Source organism: Bradyrhizobium sp. SZCCHNGR1005 (assembly GCF_032489995.1).
Taxonomy (GTDB): Bacteria; Pseudomonadota; Alphaproteobacteria; order Rhizobiales; family Xanthobacteraceae; genus Bradyrhizobium.
In genome coordinates this window covers 26,034-44,995 of record NZ_JAUEZC010000011.1, presented here as the reverse complement: position 1 = coordinate 44,995, position 18,962 = coordinate 26,034, and the positions used below count along the sequence as shown (strand labels likewise).

Sequence of the window (18,962 nt, the reverse complement as noted above, 5' to 3'; positions counted from 1 at the left end):
CCGGGAACCCGAATTGCGTGATCCGCTTTACGGACAATTTGGCATCGGATTGAATTTTTCCATTGCCATCCAGTGTCCAAATAGAGCCGGCGCGTGCCCCAGGTTATGCTGCACAGCAGTTAGCTGCAACGCACAACGATGAGGCGGCCGATACACAACATTTAGTCTTCCGGTCACAGGGCCGTTACATATATTAAACACAAGGGGCAGTCAGAGTTCGGTTGCAACCGCTAAGGGCTGAGGAGCCCGAGGACGAACATGAAACGTGGAATCAGCGTTCTGTTGTCTGTCAGTGTTCTGGCCGCGGCCGGCTACGTGACCATGAGCAAATGGGCGATCCGGCACGAGACGCTTCGTTTCCATGACGCATCCCGCGACAACCGCTTGGTCGAGGTCGATGTGGCCGTCCGGCGCGACAAGGAGATGCAGGCCGACGCCGGCATGATCAAGCTGCCGGTCGCGATCCTCAATCACGGAAATACCGTCAAGTTCACCGAGTATTCCTTCCTGGCCAACGTGTTCGCCGCGCGCGGCTACATGGTGGTCAGCATCCAGCACGACCTGCCGACCGACCCGCCGATGGTCACCAAGGTCGGCGAGATCTATGTCGGCCGGCTGCCGCAGATTCAGCGCGGCGTCGCCAACATCAAATTCGCCGTGGAGGAGATGCGCCAGGTCGAGCCCAACGCCGATTATGGCCATCTGACCATCGTCGGCCATTCGATGGGTGGCGACATCTCGATGTATTTCGCCAAGCAGTATCCCGATGAAGTTCGCAAGGTGGTGACGCTCGATAATCTGCGCGTGCCCTTCATCACCCAGGGCAGGTTCAAGATCCTGTCCTTCCGCTCCAACGATCCGCAGTTCAAGACCGATCCGGGTGTGCTTCCGAGCGACGATGTCTGCGAGAAGGAAGGCATCACGGTCGTGAAGACCGACTTCCAGCATAACGACATGCGCGACACCGGCCCGGAAGAGGCCAAGGTGTCGATTCAGGCCATGCTCGACAAGTTCCTGGCGGATAGCGACAGCGCAAGCGACGTATCGCCGGTCAAGACCAAGTCACCGCTGACCGATCCCGGCCCGGTCGCGCCCTATGCACCGGTGGCAAAGCCCGCCAAGCCGCTGACCCACTAACAAGGGAGCGTGCCTGCCGGGCCGTCTTCCGAGCCCGGGAGCGCATTGCAGGTCCTGCCGCGGCTGCCCACATCCCAGGGGCAGCTTCGTGAGCGAGGATGACGACCGACCCCACCAAGATACGCCCCGACGAGGCGACCTCGACCAGCGCCGAGACGCGACACGGCAGCGTGCCGGAGGAGGCGCGCTCGAGCGCTTCCGCCATTGCCGACTTCGTCGCCAAGGCCCGCTCCATGGCGCCAGCGGCGGGCACCCGAGGCCGGCTGGTCTTCGCGCTCGACGCCACCATGAGCCGACAGCCGACCTGGGACATAGCCTGCGCGTTGCAAGCCGACATGTTTCGCGAGGCGGCTTCGCTCGGCAGCCTCGATATTCGCCTGATCTATTATCGCGGCTTCGACGAGTGCCGGGCCACGCGCTGGATTTCCGACAGCGCCCAGCTCGCGCGCTTGATGGGCAAGATCGACTGCCGCGGCGGCAACACCCAGATCGGCAAGGTGTTGAGTGAAGCCCGCCGCGACGCCACCGCGTCCGGTGTGCGGGCTCTGGTTTTCGTCGGGGACGCGATGGAAGAAAGCGTCGACGAGCTCTGTAACAAGGCCGGCGAACTCGGCATCCTCAAGGTGCCGATCTTCATGTTCCAGGAGGGACATGATCCCGCAGCCGAACAGGCCTTCCGTGAGATCGCCCGGCTCAGCGGCGGCGCCTGGTGCCGCTTCGATCCAGGTGCTGTCGCTCAGTTGCGCGAGCTGCTGCGCGCAGCAGCCGCTTATGCCGCCGGCGGCCGGGAGGCGCTGCTGCAGCTGTCCGCACGCGAAGCGGGCGCGGCGCGGCTGCTTGGGCAGATGAAGTAGCGGCACGGCCGGCGTCGGGCGAGGCGTAATCTCCGTCCTGCTTTTTCCGGAGCACGCGACTATATTCGGCCCATGACTCTCGTTGCAGGCGCCGTCGCCGTCATCACCCTTTATTTGCTGCTGCAGATGTTTCGCGCCGCGAACCCTGCCGTGCTCGCGCGCGCGATCAAGATCGTGGGCGGCATCCTGTGTCTGGCCGTGGCGGCCTTTACCGGAATTCGCGGCGAATTCGTCGTGGCCATCCCGATCGGGCTGTTTGGGGCCGGTCTGTTGGGCTGGGCGCCGTCCGGCATCGGCAATTTCGGAAATATCTTCGGACTGGGGTCGAAACGCTCTGCGGGCAACAGCTCGCAGGTGCGCTCGCAATTCATCGAGATGATGCTCGATCACGACAGCGGACGGCTGGCGGGGCGGTTCGTCGCCGGTCCGCATACCGGCCGTTCGCTCGACGATTTCGATCTGCCGCAGCTGGCGGCGATGATCCCGACGCTCGACGTCGATAGCGTCGCGTTACTTGAAAGCTATCTGGACCGCCGGTTTCCCGCTTGGCGTCAGCACGCGGATCGAGACGCGGCAGGGGGGCAGCGCCGCGCGGCGGCGAACGGCAAAATGACGGCGGAGGAGGCCTATCAGATCCTTGGCCTGCAGCCGGGGGCGGGGCGGGACGAGATCGGGCGCGCCCACCGTGCGCTCATGAAGAAACTGCATCCCGATCAGGGGGGGTCTACGTATCTCGCCGCCCGGGTAAACGAGGCCAAGGATACTCTGCTTCGCACGCATCACGGCTGACTCCGGCAACGCCACTCACGCCACAAGACCGAAACCGCTTCCATCGCTTGCTCTGCCGACGCCGGCAGTCGCCCGCCGTTGACCGGCGCGATCGATCGTTCATGGTGAAGAAGTTCTAGCCCTAAATTCTTGACGAGAGGTTTGCGCGGCGGCTGTTGGCGGCCGCGGTCAAGGCGAGACAAACAAAAAAGGCCCGTGCGCGTGGCGCACGGGCCTCATGGTTGCAGGATTTGCCGTTCTTAGTTGTGCACGGTCATGCAGGAGATGTCGGCGCGCTTCAGCTTCTTGCAGACGGCTTCGGCTTGATCACGATCCAGACCGGCGAAGCGGGCGCGGATCAGCGTCTTATCGCCCTTCGACACGGTTTCAGTGAACGGATCCGCCTTGCTGAGCAGGCCTTGGGCCTGGCTCCGCGCGGTTTCGATTCGCTTCTGGGCTTCCGCTTCGCTTTCCAGAGCGCCGACCTGAACGATCCATCCGCTGTGAGTGACGGTGACTTTCGTGGCAGCTTCCGAGGCCGGAGCGGCGGAGGCCTGCTGCTGCAGCGGGGCCGGAGGTTGCGGCGCCGGCGCGGCATAAGCCATGGCCTGCGAGGAGGCTGGCGGCAGGCTCGAGGCGGGCAGGACGCCGAGGATGCCGTTGCCCGTGCCGTGGCCGGGCGGCTGCGGCGGCAACTCGGCCCGCTGCGGCTCGGGCCGATAGCCGTCATTCCGGGCGGCTTCGACCGGGGCTACCGGCTGCGGTGAGGCGGAGGCGAGCTTCACCGGACCGGCCTTGACCTGAACGGTCTTCACTCTGACCGGCTTCATCGGCTCGGTGGAGCCGGGCATGATCGACATCGGCTGGCTCTCGATCACGCCCGAGGTCATCGGAGCCGGTTCGCTCTTCGCCTCGAACTTCTTGTTGTCCTTCGGCTGCGTCGGCGGCAAGGCGGCGGTCGCCTCCGACAGCGCCGAGAAAACCCTCGCGGCGCGGCTCGGTGCCGGGGCGTCGGGAGCGGCCGAGGCGACCTGTGTCGCGCCTTGGTCGGCCGTCTCGGTGGATGAATCGGAGCCGCTGCGTTCCGTGATCGCCGCGACCGTGCGCCTGGACGCGGCCTTATCGAGATTCTCCGCCAGCAGGTTGCGCATGATGGCGTCGCGGGAGCCGCCGCTGCGGCCGCCCAGCACGACGCCGACCAGGAAGCGGTTGCCGCGATGAAGCGAGGTGACGAGATTGAAGCCCGACGCGCGCGTGTAGCCGGTCTTGATGCCGTCGACGCCATCGACGCTGCCGAGCAGGTGATTGTGATTGCGGATCGACTGACCGCGATAGTTGAAGACCTCGGTCGAGAAGTAACGATAGTAGCGCGGGAAGCGATCCTGGATCGCGCGGCCGAGGATCGATTGATCGCGCGCCGTGGTGATCTGGTCATCGTCCGGCAGGCCCGAGGCGTTCACGTAAGTGGTGCGGCTCATGCCGAGCGCGCGCGCCTTGCGGGTCATCATCTTGGCGAAATTGTCTTCGTCGCCGCCGATGGCCTCGGCAATCACCACTGCGGCGTCGTTGGCCGAACGCGTCACCAGGCCCTTGATGGCATCCTCGACGCGGATCGACTGGCCCGGGCGCAGGCCGAGCTTGGTCGGCGATTGTTCGGAGGCGTGCTCGGAGACCGACATCTCGGTGTCGAGCTTCATCTTGCCGGACTCCAGCCGCTCGAACAGCAGATAGAGCGTCATGATCTTGGTCAGCGAGGCGGGATGCCGCAGCGCATCGGGGTTGGTCGCCGTCAACGTCGCTCCGGAATTGCCGTCGACGATGATCGAGGCGAAGGCGGGACTGTAGCTGCCCTCGTCATTACGCGGCGAGTGGCGCGATGCGTGATGGTGCCGATGATGTCGACGCGCTTCGGCGCTGTCGACCGTGAACACCGCCGCGGTCGCGAGCGTGAGCATCCCGTAGATGCCAACCCGCACCAGGCGCGAGGAAGCCAAGTTTTTGCGAAGCATGAAATCCCCGTCCAATTTCTGACTTGATCACCGGCTCGTGAGGCAAAATTGTGCCGAACGCTCCCGTGACCTTGAGCCTGCCGGGCTGCCGATTGGCCGATAACGGTGACCACAGATCGAAAGACCGGAACTGAGGTTTTGTTAAGACGCTGTTTCCGAACAGCTTTTGCTGGATCCGCCGGCTTTTTTTTGCGGCAGGACCATAGGAGAGGTTAGGGCGGGCGGGTTGCCAAAAGATTAAAGAACTCTTGCGGAGATCTCCGGGATATCCCTCTAATCCCATCTGTTGTGCATTGCACAAGATTCTTGCTTTCATTGTGCGGTGCAGTATATATGGCCTACGCCTCAGAAGAGCGAAGGCCTTCTGAGTTGCGCTTCGTCAGGGAAAGGGATGCCATGTTTAAGGTTGAGGACTTTCAGAACTACGGCAAGGAGCAATTCGAAACCGTCGTGAGCTCCGCGACGTCCGTACAGAACGGCCTGCATGCGATCGCCACCGCCTACGGCGACTACACCAAGAAATCGTTCGAAGACACCAAGTCCTTCGTCGAGAAGCTGTCGGGTGTGAAGTCGCTCGACAAGGTGTTGGAAGTTCAGAACGAATACGCCAAGTCAGCCTACGAGACCTTCGTCGCCGACTCGCAGAAGATCGCGAGCCTCTATTCGGATCTGGCCAAGCAGGCATTCAAGCCGCTGGAAGGTTTCGCTGCCAAGTTCACCCAGCCGGCCGCGACCCACTAAATCGGCGTTCGCCCGCTGTGGGACGACAAAAGCCCGGCGATCGCCGGGCTTCTTTTTTTGGCTGATGTTCGACATCAGTTTTGCTTCGATTGCCGACGCCTGCGCGGAACCATCGCCTTCGTCCGGCCAACGATCCTCCATTTTCAAGGGGCAGGACAATCAACGGCAACGGGCGCGACGATGATGACGGGCTCATGGATCGCGGCAAGCGCTGTTGGCGGCGATGTCCATCGTGATCATCGCGGCCTACGACCGGTCGTGTCGGTCACGAGCAGGAGGAAGCTACCGACGCTTGCGAGAAGCGCGCCGTTGAATGCCGGTCACGCGGATCATAAAAACTGAGGCAAAGACTTCACAGCCCGTCATTGCCTGCGGGGACCGGTTCCTCGTTGATGTCCACTGAATCCGCTTTGTAAAATCCGGACGAATTGATTAACCTCTTCCACCGTCGCCTGGGTGGAGAGTCGGTCCTTGCGGCGAGCGTGGTTGACCGCGATGCGTGCTTGCGGCGAGCCGGCAGCTGACCCATATTGCCGGTGTCGGTCCAGCCGGACCGGTCGGCTGGGAAAGGCGATCTGGGACGCTGGTCCGGGCAGCCAGAGTGGCTCCGGCGGGGACAAGGCAGAAAACCCGTTGAGGGATTCTGCCGTAATATCTAACGCGTGTACCATGTCGCAGCTAACGTCCAGATTTGACCTGTCAGCACCTCTGCCACTGCCCAATATGAGCAGCAACGAGAATCGGCCCGGCGGAACCGGCGGCGGCCCCGTCACGTCCGTCATCACCAAGGTCAAGCCGAAGACCAAGCGTCCGAACCTCTATCGCGTCCTGATCCTGAACGACGATTACACGCCGATGGAGTTCGTCGTTCACGTCTTGGAAAAATTCTTCAACAAGGACATCGAGGCCGCGACCAAGATCATGCTTCACGTCCACCACCACGGCATCGGGGAATGCGGGGTGTTCACGTACGAGATCGCCGAAACCAAGGTGACTCAGGTGATGGATTTCGCCCGCAAGCACCAGCACCCGCTGCAATGTGTGATGGAGAAGAAATAGGCAGGGAAGATAGGGCCGGGCCGGTCTTGCCGACTGCTGTCTTGACCGACGCGTCTTGGCGGACGTGGTGGCTGGAGTCGACGGGTTCGCAAGCCGGCCTTTTTCGATTTCGTAGCCTTTGATCTGCAGCCCGCCATCTTCGCGCGACATGCCCTCACGCGATCGTTTCGCAACCGATCGTTCTGTGAAATAGGCGCAAGAGCAGACTCCCCGGACCGCAAAAACCATCCAACTCGGCGTCAGCGCCGGTCCGCCACGGTCGGAACGGGTTTTGCATTGACGATCCGGTGAACGCGTAATCGGGCGGCTCTGCCGGTCTTTTGTCGCACTCGATTATAACTATATTTGACAAAGGTTGTTGTTGCCTGACCGGGCGGCGGCGATCATGATGCCAAGGGGCCATAGAGGACGCGCATGCCGACTTTTTCTCAAAGCCTTGAACAATCCCTGCATCGTGCGCTGGCGATTGCCAACGAGCGTCATCATCAATACGCGACACTGGAACATCTCCTGCTGTCCTTGATCGACGACTCCGATGCCGCGGCCGTGATGCGCGCATGCAGCGTCGATCTCGACAAGCTGCGCGGCAGCCTCGTCAACTATCTCGAAACCGAATTCGAAAATCTGGTCACGGACGGCAGCGACGATGCCAAGCCGACCGCGGGGTTCCAGCGCGTGATCCAGCGCGCGGTGATTCACGTCCAGTCCTCCGGACGCGAGGAGGTGACCGGCGCCAATGTGCTGATCGCGATCTTCGCCGAGCGCGAAAGCCACGCCGCGTACTTCCTGCAGGAGCAGGACATGACGCGCTACGACGCCGTCAACTACATCAGCCACGGCATCGCCAAGCGGCCGGGCGTCTCCGAGGCGCGCCCCGTGCGCGGCGTCGACGAGGAGACCGAGACCAAGGGCACCGAGGACTCCAAGAAGAAGGGCGAGGCGCTGGAAACCTATTGCGTCAACCTCAACAAGAAGGCGCGCGACGGCAAGATCGATCCCGTCATCGGCCGCAACTCGGAGATCAACCGCGCCATCCAGGTGCTGTGCCGCCGCCAGAAGAACAACCCGCTGTTCGTGGGTGAAGCGGGCGTCGGCAAGACCGCGATCGCGGAAGGCCTCGCCAAGCGTATCGTCGATAGTGAGGTTCCGGAAGTTCTGGCCGCTGCCACCGTGTTCTCGCTGGACATGGGCACGCTGCTCGCCGGCACGCGCTATCGCGGCGATTTCGAAGAGCGCCTGAAGCAGGTGCTGAAGGAACTCGAGGCGCACCCCAACGCAATCCTGTTCATCGACGAGATCCATACCGTGATCGGTGCGGGCGCCACCTCCGGCGGCGCGATGGATGCGTCCAACCTGTTGAAGCCGGCGCTGGCGTCCGGAACGATCCGCTGCATGGGCTCCACCACCTACAAGGAGTACCGCCAGCACTTCGAGAAGGACCGCGCGCTGGTGCGCCGGTTCCAGAAGATCGACGTCAACGAGCCGTCGGTCGAGGATGCGATCGCGATCCTGAAGGGATTGAAGCCGTATTTCGAGGATTATCATCGCCTGAAATACACCAACGAGGCGATCGAGGCCGCGGTGCAGCTCTCCTCGCGCTACATCCACGACCGCAAGTTGCCGGACAAAGCGATCGACGTGATCGACGAATCCGGCGCGGCGCAGATGCTGGTGTCCGAGAGCAAGCGCAAGAAGACGATCGGCATCAAGGAGATCGAGACCACGATCGCCACGATGGCGCGGATTCCCCCGAAGAGCGTTTCGAAGGACGATGCCGAGGTGCTCAAGCATCTTGAGCAGACCTTGAAGCGGGTGGTGTTCGGTCAGGACAAGGCGATCGACTCGCTGTCGGCCTCGATCAAGCTGGCGCGCGCCGGCTTGCGCGAGCCGGAGAAGCCGATCGGCTGCTACCTGTTCTCGGGGCCCACCGGCGTCGGCAAGACCGAAGTCGCCAAGCAGCTCGCGGCTACACTCGGCGTGGAGCTGTTGCGCTTCGACATGTCCGAATACATGGAGCGGCACACCGTATCGCGCCTGATCGGCGCGCCTCCGGGCTATGTCGGCTTCGACCAGGGCGGTCTCCTGACCGACGGCGTCGACCAGCATCCGCATTGCGTGGTGCTGCTGGACGAGATCGAGAAGGCGCATCCGGACCTGTACAATGTGCTGCTGCAGATCATGGATCACGGCCGGCTCACCGATCACAACGGCAAGCAGGTCAATTTCCGCAACGTGATCCTGATCATGACCACGAATGCGGGCGCCGCTGACCTCGCCAGGCAGGCGTTCGGCTTCCATCGCTCGAAGCGGGAAGGCGACGATCACGAGGCGATCAACCGCCAGTTCGCGCCGGAATTCCGCAACCGGCTCGATGCGATCGTGTCGTTCGCGCATCTGTCGGTGGACGTGATCGGCATGGTGGTCGAGAAGTTCGTGCTGCAGCTCGAAGCTCAGCTCGCCGACCGTGACGTCACCATCGAGCTGTCGGAGCCGGCCAAGGCCTGGCTGATCCAGCACGGCTATGACGAGCAGATGGGCGCGCGCCCGATGGGTCGCGTGATCCAGGAGCACATCAAGAAGCCGCTGGCGGATGAAGTGCTTTTCGGCAAGCTGAAGGGCGGCGGCCATGTCCGCGTCGTCCTGGTCAAGGACGAGGCCGATCCGGAGGCCGAGAAGATCGGCTTCGAGTTCGTCGAAGGCCCGGTCACGCCCAAGTCGGAAGTGCCTGCGGCCCGCAAGCGCAAGCCGAAATCGGGCGGATCCGGCGGCTCCAAGGGGCCGGCCTCGAAGGGACCGCTGGTGAAGGCCTGATCGGCACGAGCTGGAAGATCATTCAACTGAAAAGGCCGGCTCTCGCGCCGGCCTTTTTGCGTATCTGATGAAAGTCGTTACGGAAGGACAAGCACATTTTCAAACGCAATCAAGTGCGATCAAGGCGGCGATTGGGCGCCGCTTTTGGAGATCGACCGAAGAAAAAGCCAACAGCGTTGACCATCGTGGTGATCAGAGCAGTTGCAAGAACCTGTATGACAGCGGGCGGATTGTCTTTCAGGGTGATGGCGGCAATAAGTGGCAAAAGTAATAGGAAACACAGCACTAAAGTTAGACCAACGACATGAGAAGGAGAGAGTTCATCCTCGCCGAGAATGTGGTGGAGCCACCCTACTTTTTTTTTATGATTTTGGGATCGACGCGTTTATCCCGAGCTTCCTTCACCTGTTTAGTCAGCTCCGGTAGTAATTCTCGGAGCTGTTTGACCAATTCAGTTTCTTGAGGCGACAATTCACCTTTTACCGCTCCAGCCATATCCCCCTCTTACCCGAAGTGGCTACGTGTCTTCTCTGAGACCCTCAAGCAAGAGAGGGAAGATTTGTTCGGTTGCTTCCTGGCTGAAGTCTCCGTCGATCAACCGAGCTCTAGCCTTTTCATCGTCCCCCAAAAGAACAAGACGCATTGCTTCCACCAACGCTTCTCTCTGCTTTGGGGTTGCTGAAGTCTTCGCCAATTCGGGCGTGGCACTTTCCGCGGCCAGCTTGGAGGCCGTCGCAATATCGAGAAAGCCGGTTTCGTGTTCCACCACGGTGGTGCTCCCATACCGCGCAGCTGACAACATTCGCCCTCCCGAGGTTGGGGCGATATCGCTAACGAAACGTTACCTTCATGGAAATATCGCGGCCTAAAGGGTCCGTTTCGCGAAACGAAATCACTCCGCTGATAAAGAATCCGGCGAGGCGAACTTTCAACTAATGGTAGCCGCGTTGTCAACGCCGCTCGTTACACTCGGTTCAGGTGTATCGCGAAAAAGCTTGGTCAAGGGAGCGCCTCGAATGTGAAGTCTATTATATTTTCTTCAGTTGCCCAAATTAGTTATCGGTCCTTCCGATCTGTTCTTGAGGCATTCGCTCCGATAATGCTGGAACACCATCGGTCACTCGCCCTTCAGCCGCTGTCCGTCCCGGACCCGGACATGTTCGGCGCCTCTGGCTCCGGCCGGCGACAGGCGGAGCATGCTGAGCGCTGCACCGAGCAGCGCGAACCCCACGCCGGTCGACAGTGAAAACCGCGTCCCCTCGGTCGGACTGATCGCCAGGAACATCGCAACCAACGCCGCGCCCATGGTCTGGCCCAACAGCCGAGCGGTGCCCAGCATGCCGCTGGCGCCGCCGGCGCGCTCGCGCGGGGCTGCCGCGATCATGGTGCGATTGTTCGGGGTCTGGAACAGGCCGAAGCCAAGCCCGGCCAGCGCCATCCGCCAGACCACGTCCAAGGCCGAGGGTTGGGGCGGCAACAGCGCCAGCGCGCCAAGGCCGCAGGCGAACAAGGTCAGGCCGACACCGCCGAGCAGCCCCGCCGGGACACGGTCGATCAGCCGTCCCGAGATTGGTGCGGCGATCCCAACCGCAATCGGCCAGGGCGTGATCAAGAGTCCCATCTGCACGGCCGAATAGCCGAAATGGCTTTCCAGATAGAAGGGGATCGCCACGAAGGCGAGCATCTGACCGCAGAAGGAGGCGATCGACGTCGCGATCGAGAGCCCGAAGATCGGAATGCGCAGCAGGTCGAGCGGCAATAGCGGCGAGGCCATGTGGGTCTCGCGGTAGAACAGCGCCACGCCGGAGATGCCGGCGATGGTGAATTCGATGGCGCAGGTCAAGAGCGCCTCGCCATGTCCGAGGCTGTCGATCGCGGCGATGCCGAAGCCGAAGGTGAGCGCGCTCAAGGCTGCGCTCTGCCAGTCGAACATGTGCGGCGAGCGCAGCGTATGCGGCAGACAGCGTATGCCCAGCGCGAACGTCAGGAAGCCGAGCGGCACGTTGATCGCGAACAGCCAGGGCCAGGTCCCGACCGAGAGGATGCCGGCCGCGATGGTCGGGCCGACGGCCGCCGAGACCGCGACGACCATCGCGTTGACGCCGATGCCCCGGCCGAGCAGCGCATGCGGATAGATGAAGCGCACCAGCGCCGAGTTCACGCTGAGGATACCGGCGGCACCGAAGCCCTGCAGGATGCGGGAGAGCGTCAGCAACAACAGCGTGTGCGACAGCGCGCAGGCTGCGGAGGCGATGGTGAACAGCACGAGGCCGGCGAGATAGACGCGGCGGTAGCCGATGATCTCGCCGAGCGAAGCCAGCGGCAACAGCGAGATGGTAACTGCGAGCTGGTAGCCGTTGACGATCCAGATCGAGAAGGCCGGGCTGGCGTTGAGGTCGCGTGCGATGGTCGGCAGCGCGACATTGGCAATCGCGCCGTCGACGACGGCCATGATGATGCCGAGCGCGATCGTGACGATCGCCCAGTTTCGCTGCGGCAGAGGAAGGCCATCGGCGTGGACGACAGGCGAGTCCGGCATCACTCGGCGGGCTCCGGGGTCGACCGCGGTTGCGGTCCGTGTGGGGGACGGCCTGCGACAACCGTTCCGGCGGAACCCCGTTCCTCGAGCAGCCCCCTCGGGCGCCGGTCATTTCCGCTTCGGATGGACCTGGATCGCCTTGAGGTAATTGACCACGGCCTCGGCGTCGGCGCGGTCGAATTGGAAGGTCGGCATGTCCGGGTGGATCGTCGACAGACCGCTCTGCAGACGCTGGGCAAAATCTTCGTCGTAGAGTTTGGGGTCGCCAAAAGTGCGGAAGGGCGGGGCATCCGGGTGCGGGCTGGCTCCAGTCTGACCTACCGCATGGCATCGACTGCAAAGCGTTTGCAAGAGCGCTTTTCCTCGCGCCTGCTCGCTGTCCAATGCATGGCTGGGACTGCCGACGACCCAGAGCAGCACGGCGAACAGGATGAGCTTTTTCATGCGAGCATTCCGTCGCGCGAGATGGCGGGGGCCGACGGCGGAGCTTCGGGCACGGCCTACCAGCGTCCGGTCAGCTTTTCATAGACGTAAAGCGCGACCAAGCCAATCGTGACCAGGGTCGAGACGACGGCGATCACGCGCCCCCAATCGAAGCGCGTGTTGTCGCCCTTGTGCAGCGTCAGCAGCGCAAACAGGGCTTTGGGTGCAAAGCGGCGCATAGCACGGTCCTGCTGCGCCGGACCTGCGGAAGAGGCCCGGCGCGTTGCTGGGAGCTTAGCGTGTTTTGGCGCTGCGCCGCCACTCGCGCGGTGACAGGCCGAACTGTTCGCGGAACGCGCGACCGAAATGCGAGAGGTCGTTAAAGCCCCAGCTGAAAGCGATCTCGCTGATCTGACGATGTGTATGCGTCGGCGAGCCGAGGTCGCGCTGGCATCGCCTGAGACGCTCGGCGAGCACGTAGCGCCGGAACGAGGTCTCCTCGTCGGAGAACAGATCGTTGACATAGCGCGCGGACAGGCCCAGCTCGCGCGCGACCTTTGGCAGTGACAAATCGGGATCGGACAGCCGTGCGCTGATATGCGCCCTGATGCGATAGAGCAGGGCCGCGCGATGGCTGGAGCTGGGCAGGGGCTGCGTGCGGAGCCGCTCGGCCAAGGTCATGGCCAGCAGGTCGGCGGCCTGCTCCGACAGGCGCTCGGCATGCTCGGCCCCGATGTGATCGGCGCGCTCGCATAGCTTGATGATGAAGTCATAGGCGAGCGGCTGCAGCGGGCTGTCGGCGCCGAAGGAAATCGCCGTCACCGCTTCGATCGCGCCAATCCTGCGCTGCAATATCTGGCGGGGGAGCTTGAACACGGTCTGCCTGAACGCGGCATCGAACTGCAGCTCATACGGGCGCGTCGTGTCGTAGATCGCGAACTCGCCGGGCCGGATCACCGTGTCGCGGCCATCCTGGACCACGCCGCCGATCCCCTCACGTCCCAGCGCAACCAGGACGAAGTCCGCGTCAGCGCGGGAGATCCGCTGCGACGTCCGGTATACGTGTTGACGGTCCGAGCACACCTCGGAGCAGACGGCCTGTCCGAACGCGGTGTGCGTCACCGAGCCACGAAAGGCGCTGCCGAGATCGGACGTGCAGTCGAGGCCGACATAGACGTCGCAGACGATGTCCTGCCAGAGCGCCAGCCTGCGATGGCCCGGGCTTCCGTCGGTGGTGAACAGGATCGGCATCGGTCCGTCTCCTTCTGCACCTCTGTCGATTGGATAGCCTCAAGGCAGCAAATTCCGGGCCGGCTGGGCGATTGGCCGCCCCGCAGTCGAATTTTCGTTCCCTGCAAGACGAGCGCGAATACCGCCTGGGGTCAATAGTGCACGCGAGCGTCGAGGCGGCGGGGCGCGCCGCGATTTGCAACAGGGAGCAACAGCGATGGGAATCGTACATCCGAAATACAAGGTGGCGGTGGTGCAGGCCGCACCCGCCTGGTTGGACCTCGAAGCCTCGATCAGGAAGACCATCGCGCTGATCGAGGAGGCGGCCGACAAGGGCGCCAAGCTGGTCGCCTTCCCGGAGGTGTTCATCCCCGGCTACCCTTGGCACATCTGGATGGACGCGCCGGCCTGGTGCATCGGCCGCGGCTTCACGCAGCGCTATTTCGACAATTCGCTGTCCTATGACAGCCCGGAGGCCGAGGCGCTGCGTGCGGCCGTGCGCAAGGCGAAGCTCACGGCCGTGCTCGGCTTATCCGAGCGCGACGGCGGCAGCCTCTACATCGCGCAATGGCTGATCGGTCCGGACGGCGAGACGATTGCCAAACGCCGCAAGTTGCGGCCGACCCATGCCGAGCGCACCGTGTATGGCGAGGGCGACGGCAGCGATCTCGCCGTACACGAGCGACCCGACATCGGCCGGCTCGGCGCGCTGTGCTGCTGGGAGCACCTGCAGCCGCTCTCGAAATATGCGATGTACGCCCAGAACGAGCAGGTGCACGTCGCGGCCTGGCCGAGCTTCTCGCTCTACGACCCGTTCGCGCCGGCGCTCGGCGCCGAGGTCAATAATGCGGCCTCGCGCGTCTATGCGGTGGAAGGATCGTGTTTCGTACTGGCGCCCTGTGCGACGGTGTCGCAGTCGATGATCGACGAGCTCTGCGACCGCCCCGACAAGCATGCGCTGCTGCATGTCGGCGGCGGTCACGCCGCGATCTTCGGTCCGGACGGCAGCTCGCTGGCTCAGAAGCTACCGCCGGATCAGGAAGGTTTGCTGATTGCCGAGATCGATCTCGGCATGATTGGCATCGCCAAGAATGCCGCCGATCCCGCCGGGCACTATTCGCGGCCGGACGTGACGCGGCTGCTGCTCAACAAGAAGCCGTTCAACCGGGTCGAGCAGTTCGCGCTGCCGGTGGACGGCATATCGCCGACTGCTCAGGCCGGCGAGGTTTCGGCGGGTCGACCCGTCGAAGCCGCCTGAAGGATGGTGTCACGGAGTCCGCGATCACTGCGCAACTCACCGTTGCGCGCTCTCGCGATCGCTGCGTCGATGGCGACTGCACGCCGCCTTGTCCATCCGTACGTCGCCCGCCACAAGCCGAGCGTCTCCGCGTCGTGACGGCTTGGTTCGGCGTGCAGTATCGCGGCGAGGGACCGTGGCGTTGCCGCCCTGGTGTCCAGCTTTCTGAAGTCCGCGTCGGACGAGGACGCTTAGGTGCCGGCTTCCGGCTTGTGCGACGGAGCAAGCTTGCGAGGCCGTGCGGGCCGCGCCGGTGCCGGGGCACTATGCGGCTGCAGCGTGACGATCACGGGATTGGGCTTGTGGTCGGTGGCTGCGCCGGTCGCGGCATCGACGCCCATGCCGATCAGCCCGCCGGCAAGGACGTTGCCCGCGAAGCCGGCCGCGCCCGCGGCCGGAATGTCCTTCGTCAGCGGCACGATCTGGGTCTCGTAGCCTTCCTTCGCGATGGTGACCGTGACGTCGGCATTGCGCTTGGCCACGAACGCACAAGGCGTCATGCACGTCATCGGTGCTTCGAGACCCGAGACCGTCGCCTCCGCGCCCGATGGCGTCGATGCGACGCTGATCGTTTCCGTTGTCCCTCGCGTCACCGACGCGCAGCCGCCCACCATGGCGCACAGCGCCAAGCACCCCAAAACACGCATTAAAACTGTTCCCCCAGCACCCTGCGGCAATCAAGCGCAACCGGGGAGGCGGGGCAAGGACAAAGCCCTATCGGAAAGGGAGTTCTCTGGGAATTCTGTTAGCTGTTGCCCTCGCGCAATCCCTTGGCCACGGCCTTTTGCGCGTCGAATTCGGCGCGCCGCCGCGCCAATTCCTCCGGGCTCAGCAGCGCGGGATTGCTGTAGTCCCGCTTCCAGCCGGCATCCTCGCTCCAGCGCAGCGGCGACTGCATGGTGGTTTGCGGGCCAGGTGCGCTTTCCAAGAGCTGCAAGGCCAGCTCGAGCGTCAGGGCTTGCGAGGCGGCATCGTGCGGCTTGCCGGCGGAATTGCCGAGCGGAAAATCCGAGAACAGAAAGCGCGGCACCGCGACGTGCTCGACGATGTCCTTGGCGCAGCCCATGATGACGGTGGCGATGCCGTTCGCTTCCAGATGCCGCGCCACCAGGCTGACGGTCTGGTGACACACCGGGCAGTTCGGCACCAGCACGACGGCATCGACGTCGTCGGCACGACAGCGCGCCAGGATCTCCGGCGCATCGGTCTCGATGGTGGCGCGATGGCTGCGGTTGGTCGGTGCGCCGAAGAAGCGCGGCGCGACTTCGCCGATGCGGCCCTCGCGGGCGAGCCGCATCAGCTGTGGCAGCGGAAACCAGGTGCCGGAGTCCTCGGCCGAGGTGTGCACGCGGTCATAAGCGATGTGGGAAATGCGCAGATCATGCGTCTTCGACGTATCGCCATCATAGACCGAGTAGAACTTGGCGCCGCCATTGTATGGCGCACCGGGGCCTTGATTGCCCTTGGCGGGATCGTAAGGCGCCGCCGTCGTGACGATGGTGACGCGCGATTGGCGGAGCGGCTTCTTCAAGGGCTGGAATGGCGCGGATGTGTAGTGCGCCCACCGATAGGGCGTGTCATAGCCGATTGCGAGATAGTAGTCGCGCGTACGCGCCATATAGGGCAGCGGCACATCGTCGTCCGGCGCGAAGCCGAACCGATCATCGGCGTCTGTCATGCCTGACGTTCCTCGGTAAAATAGTCGTTGCGTGAAATTGCTGACGTTGGACGCGGTGTGTCAAGCTGCCGCGTCGAGGAACATGCAGCGGCCTCACGCTTTGAGGGGAGGGAACGCCGACCGGTTCCGACTGGATCATGCAACCTTTGCAGATGCTTGCCGCAATCCGCCTCTTCTGTATGGGCCTCTGCCTGGCGTTCGCAGCGCCAGCTGCTGCATTGGCCGAAGAGACGGCCAAGCCGCCGGTCGCCGAGCCGCCGCCCGCGCCACAGGCTTCGTCGCCAAGCTCCGCTCAGCCGGCCAAGGATGACGCGAAGCCGGATGCGCCCCAGGAGAAGGCGGAGGAGAAGGCCGCGCCTCCGGCCCCTGCCGGGGCCGCCGCGCAAGCCACGGAGCCCAAGCGGGAGGATCCGAGAGAAAGCGACACCCGCGAAGCCATCTGCCTGATGATCGAATCCGCGGCCCGGGCGAACAACCTGCCGCTCGAATTCTTCGCCCGCGTGATCTGGCAGGAGAGCCGCTTCCAGGCGGACGCGGAGGGGCCGGTCACCCGCAATGGCCAGCGCGCGCAGGGCATCGCGCAGTTCATGCCGGGGACAGCGGACGAGCGGCGGCTGCTCGATCCGTTCGATCCGGTGCAGGCGCTGCCGAAATCGGCTCAATTCCTGGCCGAGCTGCGTGACCAGTTCGGCAATCTCGGGCTGGCCGCAGCGGCGTATAATGCCGGCCCGCGCCGGGTGCAGGACTGGCTCGCCGGCAAGGGCCAGATGCCCTATGAGACGCGCAATTACGTCTCGGCCATTACCGGGACGACGATCGACGATTGGGCCACGGCGGGCAAGGGCGGCAAGCCGCCACCGAACTCGCCACCCACCTCCTGTCATCAGCTGATGGCGCTGCTCAAGCGCGCGCCGAATCCGTTCGTCACCCAGCTCGAACAGCACGTCGCGCTGGCCGCGGCCAAGCTCTGGGGCGTGCAGCTCGCCGCCGGCTTCGACCGCAACAAGGCGTTGGCGATGTATGCCCGCGCCATCCGGGGACTCAGCGCGATCATCGGCGACCGCGATCCAAGTCTATTGTCGTCGGTGATGCGCTCGCGCGGCTCCCATCCGTTCTACCAGGTGCGGATCGGCGCCGACACGCGCGCTGAGGCCGACGACCTCTGCAACCGCATCCGCCGCGCCCGTGGCGCCTGCTTCGTGCTGCGCAACAGAGGCGTGTGACGACCAGCCTCGGCGGCCGATGGGGGCGGTGAGATTGCGCGAGCGCAATTGCGGTGTCCGGGCAATCGGCTAGACTCTATGCTGGATAATTGGACCTTGCTGATGACCACAGAGACCGATCTGCGCCCGGGGGAAGTCACCGTCGAGGCGCCGCCGCCGCACGATGCCCAGCTCTATTTCATCGGACGGATCCGCACGCCCTGGACGTCCAGGCTGGAGACGCCGCGGCAGGGCAGCCATGAGGGGCCGGTGTGCCGGCTCGAAATCTTCGAGCCGTGGGTGGCGGCGCTGAAGGGCGTCGACTTCTACACCCATCTGGAGGTGATCTATTGGCTGCACCGCTCGCGCCGCGATCTCGTGCTGCAGAGTCCCAAGCATCACGACGAGAAGACCCGCGGCACCTTCTCGCTGCGGTCGCCAGTGCGGCCCAACCCGATCGGGACTTCAACAGTGAAGTTCGTCGCCCTCGAAGGCAATACGGTGCTGGTGCGTGGGCTCGATTGCCTCGACGAGACGCCGCTGCTCGACATCAAGCCGGACCGCTGCGTGTTCTCGCCGCTCTCGCAGCAGCAGGTGGTGGGTGTCGGCGGCAAGTAGCAAGCGCGACACCGTCATTGCGAGGCGCGCATGCGCCGAAGCAATCCAGAATCTTCGTTTGGCTCAGGATTGCGTCGTTTCGCTCGCAATGACGGAAGCAGCAGTAATCAGCCCTTCAGGGCCGCTGCCAACTTCGCCGCGTGCTCTTCCAGCACCTTGGGGTCTTCCTTGCGGCTCGCGGGCGGCAGCAGGGAATCGCCGGCGTGGCGGGGCATCACATGCACATGCAGGTGGAACACCACCTGGCCGCCGGCGTGCTCGTTGAACTGCTGGATGGTGACGCCGTCGGCATTGAATGCCGACTTGGCGGCGCGAGCGATCTTGCGGGTCGCGCGCGCCACATGGAGATAATCCTCTTCGGTGATGTCGAGGATGTTGCGGGCAGGGGCCTTCGGGATCACCAGCGTGTGGCCGGGCACGCGCGGCATGATGTCGAGGAAGGCCAGCACATGGTCGTTCTCATAGACCTTGTAGCTGGGGAATTCGCCGCGCAGGATTTTTGCGAACGGATTGTTGGGATCATAGGCGGTCATTGCTGCACCTCGGGGCTCCTCGGACGGCGCTACTTTCCTCGCCGTCCGCCAAAGGTCAAGGGC

At 63.7% G+C, this 18,962-nt stretch carries 20 protein-coding genes; 10 read left to right on the top strand and 10 right to left on the bottom strand.

All coding sequences use genetic code 11. The features are described 5' to 3' along the window. The first annotated feature begins 258 nt into the window (after positions 1-258). The 3 genes from QXZ85_RS30735 to QXZ85_RS30725 all read left to right on the top strand — a co-directional run bounded on the left by QXZ85_RS30735 (position 259) and on the right by QXZ85_RS30725 (position 2,780). Positions 259-1,137 (top strand): alpha/beta fold hydrolase, encoded by an 879-nt coding sequence (locus QXZ85_RS30735; protein ID WP_315703266.1) that lies wholly within the window; start codon positions 259-261, stop codon positions 1,135-1,137. Between the two features lie 98 nt (positions 1,138-1,235). Beyond that, positions 1,236-1,991, top strand: a complete 756-nt coding sequence (locus QXZ85_RS30730) for a VWA domain-containing protein (RefSeq protein WP_315763008.1) — start codon at positions 1,236-1,238, stop codon at positions 1,989-1,991. 72 nt (positions 1,992-2,063) lie between these two features. After that, positions 2,064-2,780 carry a DnaJ domain-containing protein gene (locus tag QXZ85_RS30725; protein WP_315703268.1) on the top strand — a complete coding sequence of 239 codons (717 nt, stop codon included), beginning with the start codon at positions 2,064-2,066 and terminating at the stop codon, positions 2,778-2,780. A 239-nt stretch (positions 2,781-3,019) separates the two neighbouring features. On the opposite strand, the gene QXZ85_RS30720 is transcribed toward QXZ85_RS30725, so the two are convergent. Further along, positions 3,020-4,768 (bottom strand): D-alanyl-D-alanine carboxypeptidase, encoded by a 1,749-nt coding sequence (locus QXZ85_RS30720; protein ID WP_316175453.1) that lies wholly within the window; start codon positions 4,766-4,768, stop codon positions 3,020-3,022. Between the two features lie 396 nt (positions 4,769-5,164). Between QXZ85_RS30720 and QXZ85_RS30715 the strand changes: the two genes are divergently transcribed. The 4 genes from QXZ85_RS30715 (at position 5,165) to QXZ85_RS30700 (ending at position 9,650) form a co-directional block, all read left to right on the top strand. Beyond that, entirely contained in the window at positions 5,165-5,509 is a 345-nt protein-coding gene (locus QXZ85_RS30715) for a phasin family protein (RefSeq protein WP_315703270.1), read from the top strand. 723 nt (positions 5,510-6,232) lie between these two features. Continuing rightward, positions 6,233-6,568 carry an ATP-dependent Clp protease adapter ClpS gene (gene clpS / locus QXZ85_RS30710; RefSeq protein WP_315703271.1) on the top strand — a complete coding sequence of 112 codons (336 nt, stop codon included), beginning with the start codon at positions 6,233-6,235 and terminating at the stop codon, positions 6,566-6,568. 414 nt (positions 6,569-6,982) lie between these two features. Continuing rightward, entirely contained in the window at positions 6,983-9,379 is a 2,397-nt protein-coding gene (gene clpA, locus QXZ85_RS30705; protein WP_315703272.1) for an ATP-dependent Clp protease ATP-binding subunit ClpA, read from the top strand. A 67-nt stretch (positions 9,380-9,446) separates the two neighbouring features. Continuing rightward, entirely contained in the window at positions 9,447-9,650 is a 204-nt protein-coding gene (locus QXZ85_RS30700) for a hypothetical protein (protein WP_315744385.1), read from the top strand. Between the two features lie 80 nt (positions 9,651-9,730). On the opposite strand, the gene QXZ85_RS30695 is transcribed toward QXZ85_RS30700, so the two are convergent. The 6 genes from QXZ85_RS30695 to QXZ85_RS30670 all read right to left on the bottom strand — a co-directional run bounded on the left by QXZ85_RS30695 (position 9,731) and on the right by QXZ85_RS30670 (position 13,592). After that, entirely contained in the window at positions 9,731-9,874 is a 144-nt protein-coding gene (locus QXZ85_RS30695; RefSeq protein WP_315766588.1) for a hypothetical protein, read from the bottom strand. Between the two features lie 22 nt (positions 9,875-9,896). After that, positions 9,897-10,181, bottom strand: coding sequence for a hypothetical protein (locus tag QXZ85_RS30690; RefSeq protein ID WP_315744383.1), 285 nt, complete (start codon positions 10,179-10,181; stop codon positions 9,897-9,899). 315 nt (positions 10,182-10,496) lie between these two features. Next, on the bottom strand, positions 10,497-11,918 hold the full coding sequence (locus QXZ85_RS30685) for an MFS transporter (RefSeq protein WP_315769450.1): 1,422 nt from the start codon (positions 11,916-11,918) through the stop codon (positions 10,497-10,499). A 108-nt stretch (positions 11,919-12,026) separates the two neighbouring features. Next, complete coding sequence (locus tag QXZ85_RS30680) at positions 12,027-12,362, bottom strand: cytochrome c (RefSeq protein WP_315769451.1); 336 nt, start codon at positions 12,360-12,362, stop codon at positions 12,027-12,029. 56 nt (positions 12,363-12,418) lie between these two features. Further along, positions 12,419-12,580: a hypothetical protein gene (locus QXZ85_RS30675; protein ID WP_315769453.1), complete on the bottom strand. Its 162-nt coding sequence runs from the start codon at positions 12,578-12,580 to the stop codon at positions 12,419-12,421. A 55-nt stretch (positions 12,581-12,635) separates the two neighbouring features. Next, the gene (locus QXZ85_RS30670) at positions 12,636-13,592 is read right to left on the bottom strand and encodes a helix-turn-helix domain-containing protein (protein WP_316167357.1); all 957 of its coding nucleotides are present in this window, start codon (positions 13,590-13,592) and stop codon (positions 12,636-12,638) included. A 196-nt stretch (positions 13,593-13,788) separates the two neighbouring features. Here QXZ85_RS30670 and QXZ85_RS30665 point away from each other — a divergent pair, with 196 nt between their 5' ends. After that, complete coding sequence (locus tag QXZ85_RS30665; RefSeq protein ID WP_315703277.1) at positions 13,789-14,829, top strand: carbon-nitrogen hydrolase family protein; 1,041 nt, start codon at positions 13,789-13,791, stop codon at positions 14,827-14,829. Positions 14,830-15,059: 230 nt separating this feature from the next. Here QXZ85_RS30665 and QXZ85_RS30660 read toward each other — a convergent pair whose 3' ends face one another. After that, entirely contained in the window at positions 15,060-15,515 is a 456-nt protein-coding gene (locus QXZ85_RS30660; RefSeq protein ID WP_315703278.1) for a PEGA domain-containing protein, read from the bottom strand. Positions 15,516-15,613: 98 nt separating this feature from the next. Next, positions 15,614-16,546, bottom strand: coding sequence for a glycine/sarcosine/betaine reductase selenoprotein B family protein (locus QXZ85_RS30655; protein ID WP_315703279.1), 933 nt, complete (start codon positions 16,544-16,546; stop codon positions 15,614-15,616). A 152-nt stretch (positions 16,547-16,698) separates the two neighbouring features. On the opposite strand from QXZ85_RS30655, the gene QXZ85_RS30650 reads away from it, so the two are divergent. Together QXZ85_RS30650 and tsaA are read left to right on the top strand one after the other, a co-directional pair. Continuing rightward, entirely contained in the window at positions 16,699-17,769 is a 1,071-nt protein-coding gene (locus tag QXZ85_RS30650) for a transglycosylase SLT domain-containing protein (RefSeq protein WP_409977515.1), read from the top strand. A 102-nt stretch (positions 17,770-17,871) separates the two neighbouring features. Next, the gene (gene tsaA, locus QXZ85_RS30645; RefSeq protein WP_316167352.1) at positions 17,872-18,366 is read left to right on the top strand and encodes a tRNA (N6-threonylcarbamoyladenosine(37)-N6)-methyltransferase TrmO; all 495 of its coding nucleotides are present in this window, start codon (positions 17,872-17,874) and stop codon (positions 18,364-18,366) included. Positions 18,367-18,473: 107 nt separating this feature from the next. On the opposite strand, the gene QXZ85_RS30640 is transcribed toward tsaA, so the two are convergent. Next, positions 18,474-18,899, bottom strand: coding sequence for an HIT family protein (locus QXZ85_RS30640; RefSeq protein WP_315730178.1), 426 nt, complete (start codon positions 18,897-18,899; stop codon positions 18,474-18,476). Positions 18,900-18,962: the final 63 nt, after the last annotated feature.